This window comes from Streptomyces sp. NPDC096132, assembly GCF_044763345.1.
Taxonomy (GTDB): Bacteria; Actinomycetota; Actinomycetes; order Streptomycetales; family Streptomycetaceae; genus Streptomyces.
The window spans coordinates 292,122-305,872 of the sequence record NZ_JBIWGA010000001.1; the positions used below are offsets into that span (position 1 = coordinate 292,122).

At 70.7% G+C, this 13,751-nt stretch carries 9 protein-coding genes and 1 pseudogene; 6 read left to right on the forward strand and 4 right to left on the reverse strand.

Annotated features, from left to right (window positions below):
• The first annotated feature begins 9 nt into the window (after window positions 1-9).
• Entirely contained in the window at window positions 10-870 is an 861-nt protein-coding gene (locus tag ACIRF9_RS01335) for a GNAT family N-acetyltransferase (RefSeq protein WP_403814499.1), read from the forward strand.
• A 292-nt stretch (window positions 871-1,162) separates the two neighbouring features.
• Here ACIRF9_RS01335 and ACIRF9_RS01340 read toward each other — a convergent pair whose 3' ends face one another.
• The 4 genes from ACIRF9_RS01340 to ACIRF9_RS01355 all read right to left on the reverse strand — a co-directional run bounded on the left by ACIRF9_RS01340 (window position 1,163) and on the right by ACIRF9_RS01355 (window position 5,772).
• Window positions 1,163-1,513, reverse strand: a complete 351-nt coding sequence (locus ACIRF9_RS01340; RefSeq protein ID WP_403814502.1) for a peptidase inhibitor family I36 protein — start codon at window positions 1,511-1,513, stop codon at window positions 1,163-1,165.
• A gap of 158 nt (window positions 1,514-1,671) precedes the next feature.
• Complete coding sequence (locus ACIRF9_RS01345; RefSeq protein WP_403814505.1) at window positions 1,672-2,277, reverse strand: hypothetical protein; 606 nt, start codon at window positions 2,275-2,277, stop codon at window positions 1,672-1,674.
• A 150-nt stretch (window positions 2,278-2,427) separates the two neighbouring features.
• Window positions 2,428-3,234 carry an endonuclease I family protein gene (locus ACIRF9_RS01350; protein ID WP_403814507.1) on the reverse strand — a complete coding sequence of 269 codons (807 nt, stop codon included), beginning with the start codon at window positions 3,232-3,234 and terminating at the stop codon, window positions 2,428-2,430.
• Between the two features lie 210 nt (window positions 3,235-3,444).
• Entirely contained in the window at window positions 3,445-5,772 is a 2,328-nt protein-coding gene (locus ACIRF9_RS01355) for a glycosyltransferase family 39 protein (protein WP_403814510.1), read from the reverse strand.
• A 154-nt stretch (window positions 5,773-5,926) separates the two neighbouring features.
• Between ACIRF9_RS01355 and ACIRF9_RS01360 the strand changes: the two genes are divergently transcribed.
• From ACIRF9_RS01360 to ACIRF9_RS01380, 5 genes and pseudogenes are all read left to right on the forward strand, one after another.
• Window positions 5,927-6,781, forward strand: coding sequence for a serine hydrolase (locus ACIRF9_RS01360; protein ID WP_403814513.1), 855 nt, complete (start codon window positions 5,927-5,929; stop codon window positions 6,779-6,781).
• A gap of 110 nt (window positions 6,782-6,891) precedes the next feature.
• Window positions 6,892-7,652: pseudogene (locus ACIRF9_RS01365) on the forward strand (esterase-like activity of phytase family protein); the annotation flags it as partial.
• Window positions 7,653-7,897: 245 nt separating this feature from the next.
• The gene (locus ACIRF9_RS01370; protein WP_403814516.1) at window positions 7,898-11,614 is read left to right on the forward strand and encodes an ABC transporter ATP-binding protein; all 3,717 of its coding nucleotides are present in this window, start codon (window positions 7,898-7,900) and stop codon (window positions 11,612-11,614) included.
• A gap of 208 nt (window positions 11,615-11,822) precedes the next feature.
• Window positions 11,823-12,233, forward strand: coding sequence for a hypothetical protein (locus tag ACIRF9_RS01375; RefSeq protein WP_403814519.1), 411 nt, complete (start codon window positions 11,823-11,825; stop codon window positions 12,231-12,233).
• A 104-nt stretch (window positions 12,234-12,337) separates the two neighbouring features.
• Window positions 12,338-13,750, forward strand: a complete 1,413-nt coding sequence (locus tag ACIRF9_RS01380; protein WP_403814522.1) for a S28 family serine protease — start codon at window positions 12,338-12,340, stop codon at window positions 13,748-13,750.
• Window position 13,751: the final 1 nt, after the last annotated feature.

Below are 13,751 nucleotides of genomic sequence, written 5' to 3' on the forward strand. Positions count from 1 at the left end.
CCTTTGGCCGTGGAATGGGCTGAACTCTCGGGCGCGGACGTACCGGCCGTCGTGGACCTCGCCGTTCGCTGTCTGGCCGTGGACGGGGGGCTGTCTGTCGCCACGTCACCCGGATTCCTCGGGAGGCGGTACGTGGGTGAAGGCGTCGTGGCGATCGGCGCCTTCCGTGACGGGGGGCTGATCGCGTCGGGCTCGGTCCGGGACGCGCGTGGATCGACTGTGGTGACCGGACAGGTCGATCCGTCGTGGCGAGGCCAGGGGACCGGCGGCGCGCTTCTCGACCGGCTGCTGGAGGTGGCGCGGCGGCGGGGCGGGGGGCTCCGGGTGGAGACGGAGTCGCTGACCGCCGAAGCCGACGGGCTGTTCACCTCGCGGGGCCTTCGGCAGACGTTCGCGGAGGACGTCCTGCGGCGCGACCTGGCCGGGGTCCTCCCCGAGGCGGTTCTCCCGGCCGGGGTCGAGGTCGAGGAGTGGGACGACGACAACCAGGGGGACTTCTTCGAGGCCTACGGCGCGTCCTTCGCCGACCGCCCCGGCTTCCCCGGCTGGTCCCGGGACGAGTGGGTCGACTGGACGGCCGGGGACGACGACTTCCGCCCGCGGTACTCCTGCCTGGCCCGCTCCGCCGACGGCTCCCCGCTCGGCTTCGTCACCTGCGCCCGGGACTTCCTCATCCAGGTGGGCACGGTCCCGCCCCGCCGAGGCCACGGCCTGGGCCGCGCCCTCGCACTCACCGCCCTGACCCGCATGCGGGCCGCCGGCGAGCCCGAGGTCTTCCTCGACGTCAACGTGAACAACCCCGCCTCCGCGGCCCTCTTCGAAAGCCTGGACTTCACCCCGGTCGCCCGCAGGGCCCGCTACGAGCCCTGACGCGGACCGGGACGCCGGGCCGAGCGGGCTGCCAGCAGGTGCTGGAGGCCTGCGGGGGCACGCTGAGACGCTGGTGCATGTGCACGACATCGCCGAGGGCGTGGGGGTGGGCTGGGCGCCGGACGCCGGTCTGTGCGACCGGGTGCCTCGCCGGCTCTTTCCCGACGCCCCGACGGACACCGACCGGTGGCCCACCCTGCGGTGGGCCACCGGTCGAGGCGAGAACCCGGGGCACGCGCGCCGCGCGCGGTGGCGCTGGTACGCGGAGCCCCGGAGCGGTGAGCGACAGGCGTCAGCAGCCGCCCGCGCCCACCCCGTCGATGCGGCCGCCGAAGTCGCCGAGGTAGCGGGAGCGCCAGTCGCCGTTGAAGACGTCGCGCTTCTCGACCGGGCCCCAGTTGATGAAGCAGGCGCGGGTGGAGGCGACGAAGGAGCCGACGTGGTCGTGGAGGTTCGGCGGCATGTCGCGGTAGCCGCTGCGGGCCGTCCACTCCCAGCTGCTGCCGCCGAAGTTCTCGCCGCTGTAGAAACAGATCGAGCCGTCGTTGCAGGTCGGGACCGCGGCGGCGGTGGCACTCCGGGCGGGCAGCGCGAGGGCGGTCAGGGCGAGGACGGCGGCGAAGGACCAGGTACGAAGCTTCATGGAGATCTCCGGGAAAGGGAGTCGGGATCGTCCCGGCGGAGCGGCCGGGCGGTCCTCATGCTTCCGGCCGGGCCACGCGACATGCCCGGCCGGAAGATCCACATCACCGGTGTGAGGTAACTGGTCGTTCCATAGGAACAACCTGGGGCCACCTGCGCTCAGCAGAACCAGAAGAAGATCGTGTCGTCCTTGCGCCCCAGGCGCTGTGCCGTCTCCCACTCCTCCGCCTCGAACCGCATCAGCTCGGCGAACCTCCCCGCCGTCTCCGTGAACTCGCGGTCCAGCCGGTTCAGCACCCCCTCGTACGCCTCCGCCAGCGCCCCCGCCCGCTGCGCGGGCAGCACGCCGATCTGCGGCACCATGTCGCCGGGATGCGGCAGCCGCAGCGGCGGGCCGCTGAAGAGGAAGGACGCGGGCCGGATGTCCGCCGGGACGCGGTGCCGGGCGAGTTCGGAGTCCAGTGCGAAGAACCAGGACGGCCGGCGCCACGCCCCGAGGTCCGTGGTGTCGGAGAAGTGCGGGGCCACGACCTCGTGGAAGGCGTACGTGTACGCGGGGCACAGGTCCACGCTGGGCGGGGTGCCCTCGACCAGCTCCTCCAGCGCCCGGCCCACCGACACCTCCAGGTCGATGCCCTGCTCCCGCATCCGCGCGTCGGCCTTCTCGCACCGCTCACGCACGATGGCGAACATCCGCTCCTGCTCCTGCGTTCGCTCCACCGCGGTGAGCAGCCGGATCACGCTGCGCATGTCACCGGTGCTCATCTCCAGGCAGTAGCTCACTGGTTCGTCCTCCCCGTCCCGACGCCGGCCCCGGCGATCATCATGACCATGATCCACCAAGACGCCCATGACACAGGGCCCTCCCGGAAACACTCCGGGAGGGCCCTGTCGTGGGGTATGCGGCGCCGTGTCCTACCAGATGGCCTCGACCCACTCCGGGTGGTCGATGAACGGGTTGCGGTTGTGCTGGTAGGTGTCGTAGATGACCTGGTTGCGCTTCTCCTCGAAGGCGCTCGGCGGGTCCTCGTCGTTCCAGGCCTTGAGGACGGACAGGCGGCCCATGTACGGGTTGCTGCCGTTGCCGACACTGTCGTTGGGCTCCAGGTTCGGCCAGCCGTCGTCGCCCTCGTAGCGCACGGCCATGTAGAGGATCATGCGGGCCACGTCACCCTTGTCCGCGTCGCGCGGCTCGAAGGAGTTGGAGTCGACGAGGCTGCCGCCGCCGTTGGTGACGGTGCTGCCGCCGTTGTCGAAGTCCAGGTTGCCGCGGGTGCTGTTGACCTGGACGTCGCAGGCACGCAGGTGGTGCAGGTCCGTGCCGGGGCCGATCGCCTCGCCGAAGTCGCCGTGGGACTTGGCCCAGGTGTGCTCGCGGTTCCAGTCGCCGACGTCGCCGCCGTTGAGGGACTTGCTGCGCGAGACGCCGCTGTACAGCAGGAGCACGTTGCTGCTGTTGTTCGGGTCCTGGTCGGTGACCTTCAGCGCGTTCCAGACCGCGGAGTACGAGATCTTCGTGACGTTGGCGCTGATGATCGTGTGCAGGGACGACTTCAGGCTCGTACCCGTCTTGCCGACCGCGTTCTTGTAGTACGTCGAGTCGTACGCCGTCGTGGTCGCCGCGGCGGGGGTCGCGGTGAGCGCGGGCACGGTGAGGCCGGCCAGGACGGCAGCGGTGGCAAGGGCCACCGACTTCCATCGGCGTGTGCGTGTCGCCAGCATGTGGGGTGTCCGATCTACGCGGGTTGAATGGAGGCGGCAATCGGGAGCGTGACATGAGCATGCACCCTTGTAAATGGACCGTGCGTGTCCATTCGGTGACCGGGAACGGCAAATCGCCCCTTGTCTACGCGAGTTGACCGTGTGTGAACATACAAAAACGGCCCCTGACGGGATGTCAGGGGCCGTTGGTGCCGTACCGGTCAGCTCAAGTCAGCTCACGTCGGACGGGTCCAGGCGGTAGATCGAGGAGCTGGAAGAGCTGGAGGAGTTGGACGAGCTGGATGCACTGGACGAGTCCGAACCGGACGACGAGTTCGAGCTGTACTCGCTCTCCTTCACCGCCGTCCCGTGCTCCTGCACCCAGCTGGTCAGCTCCTGGTTCTGGCTGTTGTTGCCGCCCATCCCCATACCGCCGCCGAGCTGGATGTAGTGCAGCTCGCCCTTCTTCACCAGTTCCTTGAGCCTGGCCAGGGTCATCGCGTTGTCCGAGCCGGTGAAGCCGAACATCGAGATGACGGGCTTGCCGGTGCTCAGGATCATCTGGCCCGCGCTCTGTGAGTTGGACACCGCGATCAGCCACGTGGCGCCGTCCTGGTGCTTCTCCAGGTACGAGATGAGCTCGCTGTCGGCGCCGCCCATACCGCCGCCGCCCATACCGCCGCCGCCCGTGCCGCCACCGGGGCCACCGCTCGTGCCGCCGCCCGGAGCCGAACCGTTCTCGCCGCCACCCTGGGCGCCGCCGGGGAACTCCCCGTTCATGCCGCCCTGCTGACCGCCCTGACCCCCGCTCGGGGCGCCGCTGGGAGCGCCGCCCCCCTGGGGAAGCTCACCGCTGCCGCCCCCCGGCGTCATCTGGCCGTTGCCGCCGCCGGGGAACTCACCGCTCGCCTGGCCGCCGCCCTGCTGGGTACCGCCCGGCATCTGCCCGCCGGGACCGCCCCCGTTGCCACCGCCGAAGCCGCCCCGGCCGCCACCGCCGCCGGGACCGCCCATGCCGCCCCCGGTGGAGGGACCCGCGGTCGGATTGGTCCCGCCCATCATGCCGCTGGAGCTGCCGAAGGCCGGCGAGGCCGCGTACGCCGTCGGACCGGCGAGCGCCGCCACGATCGCCGCGGCGACGGACGCGCCGAGCAGCCGCAGCCGGGTGCCGGAGCTCGCGGACCGCAGCACGAACAGACCCACGATCGCGAGGACCATGACGACACCGATGACCGGCCACAGCCAGGTGTTCCAGCCGGTGGCCCGGCGCAGCAGCACGATCGCCCAGATGCCGGTCACGGCCAGCCCCGCGGGCAGCACCCACGACCAGCGGGCGTCACCACCGCGGAAGGCGCGCCACAGCATGACCCCGCCGCCACCGGTGAGCGCCGCGATGCCCGGGGCGAGCGCGGTCGTGTAGTACGGGTGCATGGTGCCCTCGGCCAGGGCGAAGGTGAAGTAGTGCAGGACGGTCCAGCCGCCCCACAGGACCAGCGCGGCACGCGTCAGGTCGGTGCGCGGGGCGCGGCCGCACAGCACCAGGCCGGCTACGAGCGCGATGCCCGAGAAGGGGATCAGCCAGGAGATCTGGCCGCCGAGGACGTCGTTGAACATGCGGCCGATGCCCGCCGTCCCGGCGAAGGTGCCGCCTCCACCGCCGCCGCCGCCGCCGTTGCCCTCGCCGCCGAGGACGCGGCCCAGGCCGTTGTAGCCCATGATCAGGTCCCAGGCGCTGCCGTCGGTCGAACCGCCGATGTAGGGCCGGTCGTCGGCGGGCACCAGGGACACGGCCGTCGCCCACCAGAAGCTGGAGACGGCCAACGCCACGGCGGCCAGGGCCAGGTTGACGACCTTCTTCTTCCAGCCCAGCTTCGACGCGTACACGTACACGGCGAAGACGGCGGGCAGGGCGATGTACCCCTGGAGCATCTTGGTGTTGAAGGCGAGGCCGAAGCACACCGCCGAGCCGATGAGCGGCAGCAGCCGGTCGTCGCGGGTCGCGCGCAGCGCGAGGGCGGTACCCGCCACCATCAGCAGGACCAGGATGGTGTCCGGGTTGTTGTCGCGGTTGATGGCGACGGTGATCGGCGTCAGCGCGAGCACGAGCGCCGCGATCGCGGCGGCCGCGTGCCCGAACACCCGCTTCACGCAGGAGTGCAGGATCCAGATCGTGCCCAGCGCCGCAGCGATCTCCGGTGCCATCATCTGCCAGGTACCGAAGCCGAAGATCCGGCAGGACAGGCCCATGATCATGAGCGCGAACGGCGGCTTGTCGACGGTGATGAAGTTCCCGGCGTCGAGCGAGCCGAAGAACCACGCCTTCCAGCTCTGCGTACCGCTGTAGATGGCGGCGCTGTAGAAGCTGTTGAGGCTGTTGCCCGACAGGTTCCAGCCGTAGAGCACCGCCGCCAGGATCATGATCGCGATCAGCGCGGGCAGCGACCAGCGCGGCGCCTTGTCCGGCGGAGGCGCCGCGGGGGCCGTCTCGGCGGGCGTCGGCGGCGGCCAGTCGGGGGACACGGTCGTGTGCGTGGGGAGTGGATCGGTGGCAGATGTCACTCTCCGGATGCTGTACGCCGGTTGTGGGCGGCGGCTGTGCCGAACCTGGCCGCAGCCTGTGAAGACGCACAGGACCCGGTAACGGGTTGCCCAGGCCTTGCCCAATCCCCCGGGCTCGTACAACCATTCCTACGAACTGGTGAGTCAACTGGGCATGACTCACCGCATCCCGAAACGCAGGAGAGGACTGGTCGCCACGGCACTCGGCACCGGAGTCCTCATCACCGCAGTGGCGGCCGCCGCGCCCGCCGCGGCCGCCACCCCCACCGTCAGCTGTACGTCGAACAACGCGACGCTGGCCACCAAGCTGAAGAAGGACATCACGGCCGCCCTCGCCAACCGCAAGGGCACGATCGCGGTCGGGCTCTACGACCGCAGCACCAACACCACCTGCACCCTGCGCGCCTCCACGGCCTACGACTCGGCCAGCGTCGTCAAGGTGACCGTCCTGGCCACGCTGTTGTGGGACGCGCAGAAGACCGACCGCGCGCTGACCAGCCGTGAGAAGTCACTCGCCACCGCGATGATCACCAAGTCGGACAACACCTCCACCTCCACCCTGTGGAGGCAGCTCGGCGTGACGAAGGTCAAGAACTTCCTCACCGCCGCCAGGATGACCCAGACCAAGCCGGGCGCGAACGGCTACTGGGGCCTCACCCAGATCACCGTGACCGACGAGCAGAAGCTGCTCAAGCTGCTGACGGCGCACAACACGGTCCTCACCGACGACTCGCGCTGGTACATCCGCAAGCTGATGGGCTCGGTCATCTCCTCGCAGCGCTGGGGCACCCCGTACGGCCGCCCCTCCGATGTCACCTGGCACGTGAAGAACGGCTGGCTCTCGCGCGCCACGCACGGCTGGCGCGTCCACAGCGTCGGCACCTTCAAGGGCGGCGGCCACGACTACATGATCACCGTCCTCACCCACGGCAACAGCACGATGAACTACGGCATCACGACCATCCAGGGTGTCGCGAAGGTCATCCACAAGGACCTGGCCGCGTTCTGAGCGAGCTTTCACGCCTAGGGGGTGTTGTGAAAGTCCCGCACAGCACCCGCGGCGCCCGGCACGCTCCCTTGCCGCACCACACGTCACCGGCCCCGCCCACGGTGACGCCCATGCGCCTGCGAACCGTACTCGCCACCCTCACCGCCGGCCTGGCGGCGGCCGCCTCCCTGACCGCCGCCGGGACCGCGCAAGCCGACGCCCGGGGCAACAACGCCTGTTCGCCCACGGTCTCCCTCGACCGCTTCTCGGACGTCCTCGACAAGACGACGTACGACGGCACCTTCGTCGGCAACTTCTCCGCCCTCGCCCTGGACCTCCCCCACTCTCGGCTTCGCTCGAGCGGGGGGACCCCCACCGGCTCCCTCGCCGCCCTCTCCGACCGCTCCGCCCTCTTCGGCCTGGACGCGAGAACCCTCGCGCCGAAGTCGGTCGTCCCGCCGGCCGACGAGATCGGCGCCGCGCTCGACAGCGAGGGCCTCGTCATCGACCGGGACGGCACCCGCCTCATCACCTCCGAGACCGAGCCCTCCGTCCGCCGCCACAGCGCCGACGGCCGGATCCTCGACCGCCTCCCGTTCCCTCCTCGCTCCAGGTGGCCCCCGCCGGCCGCGCCACGACCAACCAGACCTTCGAGGGCCTGACCCTCCTCCCCGGCGGCCGCACCCTCCTCGCGTCGATGGAGTACGCGATCTCCGGCGACAGCACGGGCGCCGTCCGCTTCCAGACCTGGACCAGGACCAGGGCGAACCACTTCCGCCTCGCCGCCCAGTACGCCTACCGCACCGACACCGGCCTCGGCGTCCCCGAGGTCCAGGCCCTCCCCGACGGCCGCCTCCTCGTCCTCGAGCGCGGCTTCACCTCCGGCGTCGGTCCGTCACCTGCCCGTCACTCGGAGCGACCGCCAAGCCGGTGCGCGTCTGACGCCATGAGGGCAGCGCCGCCAAGGGGCGCGGGGCTGTATCGATATGCGGCTCCGCCGCGTGGGCGCGACCAGCCACAACGACGCCGCACTCGCCGTACGACCGCACTCACCAATTGTTGCGGCGGGATGAAATCTCCGGCTGTGGACGTTGGTGCCTTCCGGTAGAGCAGGCCAAAAAATCGGAGGGCACCGGCGTGACGGAGAAACGGGGATGGGTACGACGCCTCGCGGGATACGCCTGGCGGTACCCGAGGGACGTCGTCCTCGCCCTCGGCTCGAGCCTTGCCGGCATGGCCGTCATGGCGATCGTCCCCCTGATCACCAAGGTGATCATCGACGACGTCATCGGCGACCACACCCGGGACATGGCCCCCTGGGCGGCCGCCCTGATCGCCGCCGCCGTCCTCGTCTACGCCCTCACCTACGTCCGCCGCTACTACGGCGGCCGTCTCGCCCTCGACGTCCAGCACGACCTGCGGACGGAGATGTTCGGGACGATCACCCGGCTCGACGGCCGCCGCCAGGACGAGCTGTCCACCGGCCAGGTCGTCGGCCGCGCCACCAGCGACCTCCAGCTGATCCAGGGCCTGCTCTTCATGCTCCCGATGACCATCGGGAACCTCGCCCTCTTCGTGATCTCCCTCGTGGTGATGGCGTGGCTGTCCGTGCCGCTCACCCTCGTCGCCCTCGCCGTGGCACCCGCCCTCGCCTGGATCGCCAAGCGCAGCCGCGCCAAGCTCCACCCCGCCACGTGGTACGCCCAGGCCCAGGCGGCGGCCGTCGCGGGCGTGGTCGACGGGGCCGTCAGCGGCGTACGCGTGGTGAAGGGCTTCGGGCAGGAGGACCAGGAGACCGGGAAGCTCCGCGAGGTCGGCCGCCGGCTGTTCGCGGGCCGCCTGCGCACCATCCGCCTGAACTCGAGGTACACCCCCGCCCTCCAGGCCGTCCCCGCCCTCGGCCAGGTCGCCATGCTGGCGCTGGGCGGCTGGCTGGCCGTGCGCGGCCACATCACGCTAGGAACCTTCGTCGCCTTCTCCACCTACCTCGCCCAGCTCGTCGGCCCGGTCCGCATGCTCGCGATGGTCCTCACGGTCGGCCAGCAGGCCCGCGCCGGCACCGAACGCGTCCTGGAGCTGATCGACACCGAGCCGTCGATGACCGACGGCACCAAGGAACTCCCCGCCGACGCGCCCGCGACCGTCGAGTTCGACGACGTCTCCTTCGGCTACGCCGGCGCCCACGGCACGACCAGTCCCGTCCTCGACGGGCTCAGCTTCGAGATCCGCCCCGGTGAGACCCTCGCGGTCGTCGGCTCCTCCGGCTCCGGCAAGTCGACGGTCTCCCTGCTCCTCCCGCGCTTCTACGACGTCACCCGGGGCGCGGTCCTCATCGGCGGCCACGACGTCCGCGAGCTCACCCTCGACTCGCTGCGGGCCGCGATCGGCCTGGTCCCCGAGGACTCCTTCCTCTTCTCCGACACGGTTCGCGCCAACATCGCGTACGGCCGTCCCGACGCGACCGACGAGCAGATCGAGGCCGCCGCCCGCGCCGCCCAGGCCGACCGTTTCATCGCGGAGCTGCCCGACGGCTACGCCACCAAGGTCGGCGAGCACGGACTGACCCTCTCCGGCGGCCAGCGCCAGCGCGTCGCCCTCGCCCGGGCGATCCTCACCGACCCCCGTCTGCTGGTCCTGGACGACGCCACCTCGGCCGTGGACGCGGCGGTCGAGCACGAGATCCACGAGGCGCTCAAGCAGGTCATGCGGGACCGCACCACGCTCCTGATCGCCCACCGCCGCTCCACCCTCAACCTCGCCGACCGCATCGCCGTCCTCGACAACGGCCGGCTCGCCGACCTCGGCACCCACGAGGAGCTCCAGGAGCGCTCGGCGCTCTACCGCCGCCTGCTCACCGACCCGGACGAGCTGGGCGGCGTCTCGCCCGGCCACGCCCAGCCGCCCACCCCGGCGGAGGACACGACCGTACGCGATGAACTGGACGCCGAGTTCGACGCCGAGCGCGGGGTCACCCCCCGGCTGTGGACCGGCGACCGGGAGCCGAAGGACACCGCCCTGGAGGGCATGCCGGCCACGCCCGAGCTGCTCGCCCAGGTGGAGGCGCTGCCGCCCGCGTCCGACACCCCCGACGTGGACGAGATGCGGGCGGTCACCCCCGAGGAGTCGTACGGTCTGCGCCGGCTGCTGCGCGGCTTCGGCGTCCCGCTGCTGATCAGCCTCGGTCTGGTGGCCGTGGACGCCGGGACGAGCCTGCTCCTGCCGGTCATGATCCGGCACGGCATCGACGACGGCGTCACCCGTATGGCGCTGGGCGCCGTGTGGACGGCGTCGCTGCTGGCCCTGCTCGCCGTGGCCGTGCAGTGGGCGGCCACGACGGGCGAGACCCGGATGACCGGCCGCACCGGCGAACGCGTCCTCTACAGCCTCCGTCTGAAGATCTTCGCCCAGCTCCAGCGCCTCGGGCTCGACTACTACGAGCGGGAGCTGACCGGCCGGATCATGACGAGGATGACGACGGACGTCGACGCCCTCTCCACCTTCCTCCAGACGGGCCTGGTCACGGCCTTCGTCTCGGTCGTCACCTTCTTCGGCATCATGGTCGCCCTGCTGGTGATCGACGTACAGCTGGCGCTGGTCGTCTTCGCGACGCTCCCGCCGCTGATCGTCGCCACGTACTTCTTCCGCCGGGCGAGCGTGAAGGCGTACGAACTGGCCCGTGAGCGGGTGTCCGTGGTCAACGCCGACCTCCAGGAGTCGGTGTCCGGGCTGCGGATCGTGCAGGCCTTCCGGCGCGAGGGCGACGGCGGCCGACGCTTCGCGGAACGCAGCGACAGCTACCGCCGCGCCCGCATCCGGGGCCAGTGGCTGATCTCGATCTACTTCCCGTTCGTGCAGCTGCTGTCGTCGGTGGCGGCGGCGGCCGTACTGATCGCGGGCGCGGGACGGGTGGACGCGGCGACCCTCACCACCGGCGCCCTGGTCGCGTACCTCCTCTACATCGACCTGTTCTTCGCCCCGGTCCAGCAGCTCTCCCAGGTCTTCGACGGCTACCAGCAGGCGACGGTGTCGCTGGGCCGCATCCAGGAGCTGCTGCGTGAGCCGACGTCCACGAAGTCGGCCGACGAACCCCTCGAAGTGCTCTCCCTGCGCGGCGAGATCGCCTTCGAGGACGTGCACTTCGCGTACGGCGGGGAGGAAGAGGCGCTCGCCGGGATCGACCTGCGCGTCCCGGCCGGCCAGACGGTCGCCTTCGTCGGTGAGACGGGCGCCGGCAAGTCGACGCTGGTCAAGCTGGTGGCCCGGTTCTACGACCCCACGTCCGGCCGGGTGACGGTCGACGGTACGGATCTGCGTTCCCTGGACATCACGTCGTACCGCCACCGTCTGGGAGTCGTCCCGCAGGAGGCCTACCTGTTCCCCGGCACCGTCCGCGACGCGATCGCCTACGGCCGTCCGGACGCCACGGACGCCGAGGTCGAGGCGGCGGCGCGGGCGGTCGGCGCCCACGAGATGATCGCCACCCTCGACGGCGGCTACCTCCACGAGGTCGCCGAGCGCGGCCGCAACCTCTCCGCCGGCCAGCGCCAGCTGATCGCCCTGGCCCGCGCGGAGCTGGTCGACCCGGACGTCCTCCTCCTCGACGAGGCGACAGCGGCCCTGGACCTCGCGACGGAAGCCCAGGTCAACCAGGCCACCGACCGCCTCACAGGCCGCCGTACCACCCTCGTCGTCGCCCACCGCCTGACCACGGCGGCCCGCGCGGACCGCGTGGTCGTGATGGACCACGGCGGGGTGATCGAGGACGGCACGCACGACGAGCTGCTCCGCCTCGGCGGAAAGTACGCCGTCTTGTGGCGCACCTTCGTGGGGGAGGACGAGCCGGCGGCGGTCTGATCGGCGGCACGCACGACGAGTTGCTCGCGCTCGACGGACGCTGCGCCCGCCGCCGGCGGACGTTCGTCGGGGCGGCCGAACCGGAGGAGCCGGTCGGCGCGTCCAGGTGACGGTCGTGCAACCATCCGACATATGTCGTGCGTCCGTACATCAGTACGGGGATTGCGCGGGGGCGCGCATACGGCGGACGTGGGAGGGGACGGGGACCGTGAGCAGTGGTGCACAGGGTGCGCGGAAGGCGATACGCCGACGGCTGGGGGCCGTGGTGGCCGTGCTGACCGCCTCCGGTGTGCTCGCGCTCGCCGCACCGGGCATCGCCCACGCCGCGCCCCCGTCCTGCGCGGGCATGCGGAAGATCCGGACGCTGACGTTCGACAGCGGTGCCGTGCGCATCCACAAGAGCGGCGGCTGGATGTGTGCCATCACCGTGCAGAACAACCCCGGCACCGAGCGGCGGATCGCCGTCGGTCTGCAGTCGCGCGGCCACGTCGCCGTGAACAAGGCGCGACGGCACACCCGTAGCTCCCCGTGGGCGCGGGTCTACGCCGGACACAGCTGTGTGCGGGTGACGGCAGCGGTGGCCCACGACGAGTACAGCTCCGGCTGGATCTTCTGCTGAGTTCGAGCCGATCCTGGCCGACGCCTCAACCCCCTCTGGTGCGACGGGTGTTGACCCGGATAACTTCCGGTGCACATCTGTCTCACAGGGAAGGGTGCACGCGCATGCGCAAGGCGCTCAGATGGCTGCTGGCGCTCACCGTGCTCATAGGCACGCTGAGCACGGCCGGTGCGGCGACCGCCGCGGAGCCGGAGCCGACGGACATCAAGGACCGGCTTCTCTCGATCCCCGGCATGAGCCTGATCCAGGAGAAGCCGTACCCCGGCTATCGCTACTTCGTCCTGAACTACACACAGCCGGTGGACCACCGGCACCCGTCCGCGGGTACCTTCCAGCAGCGGATCACCGTGCTGCACAAGGACGCGAGCCGCCCCACGGTCTTCTACACCGGCGGCTACAACGTCTCCACCACCCCCAGCCGCCGCGAGCCGACCCAGATCGTCGACGGCAACCAGGTCTCCATGGAGTACCGCTACTTCACCCCGTCCCGCCCCGCCCCGGCCGACTGGTCCAAGCTGGACATCTGGCAGGCGGCGAGCGACCAGCACCGCATCTTCAAGGCGCTGAAGAAGATCTACTCGAAGAACTGGATCTCCACGGGCGGCTCCAAGGGCGGTATGACGGCCACCTACTACGAGCGCTTCTACCCGCACGACATGGACGGCGTGGTGGCCTACGTCGCCCCCAACGACGTCGTGAACGACGAGGACTCCGCCTACGACCGCTTCTTCGCCTCCGTCGGCACCAAGGAGTGCCGCGACCGGCTGAACGCGGTCCAGCGCGAGGCACTCGTCCGCCGCGAGCCGCTGGAGAAGAAGTACGAGGCCTACGCCGCCGAGAACGGCTACACGTTCACCACCATCGGCAGCCTGGACCGCGCCTACGAGGCCGTGGTCCTCGACTACGTCTGGGGCTTCTGGCAGTACAGCCTGCTGTCCGACTGCGACACGATCCCCGCGAACGCCACGACCGCGACCGACGACGAGATCTGGACGTCGATCGACACGATCTCCGGCTTCTCGTTCTACACGGACCAGGGCCTGGAGCCCTACACCCCGTACTACTACCAGGCGGGCACCCAGCTCGGCGCGCCCACCATCAACTTCCCGCACATCGAGAAGAAGTACATCCGCTACGGCTACCAGCCGCCCCGGAACTTCGTCCCGCGCGACATCTCGATGCGCTTCCAGCCCTGGGCCATGCGTGACGTCGACACCTGGGTGAAGCACAACGCCCGCCACATGCTCTTCGTCTACGGCCAGAACGACCCCTGGGGCGCGGAACGCTTCCGCCTCGGCAAGGGCGCGAAGGACTCGTACGTCTTCACCGCCCCCGGCCTCAACCACGGCGCGAACGTCGCCGGCCTGACCACCGACGAGAAGGCCCTCGCCACGGCCCGGATCCTGGACTGGGCGGGCGTCTCGTCCACCGCGGTGGCCCAGGCGAAGCCCCTGGCGAAGTTCGACTCGAAGCTGGACGTCCGCGACGTGGAACGGGAGCCCGCGCTGCGTCCGTGAC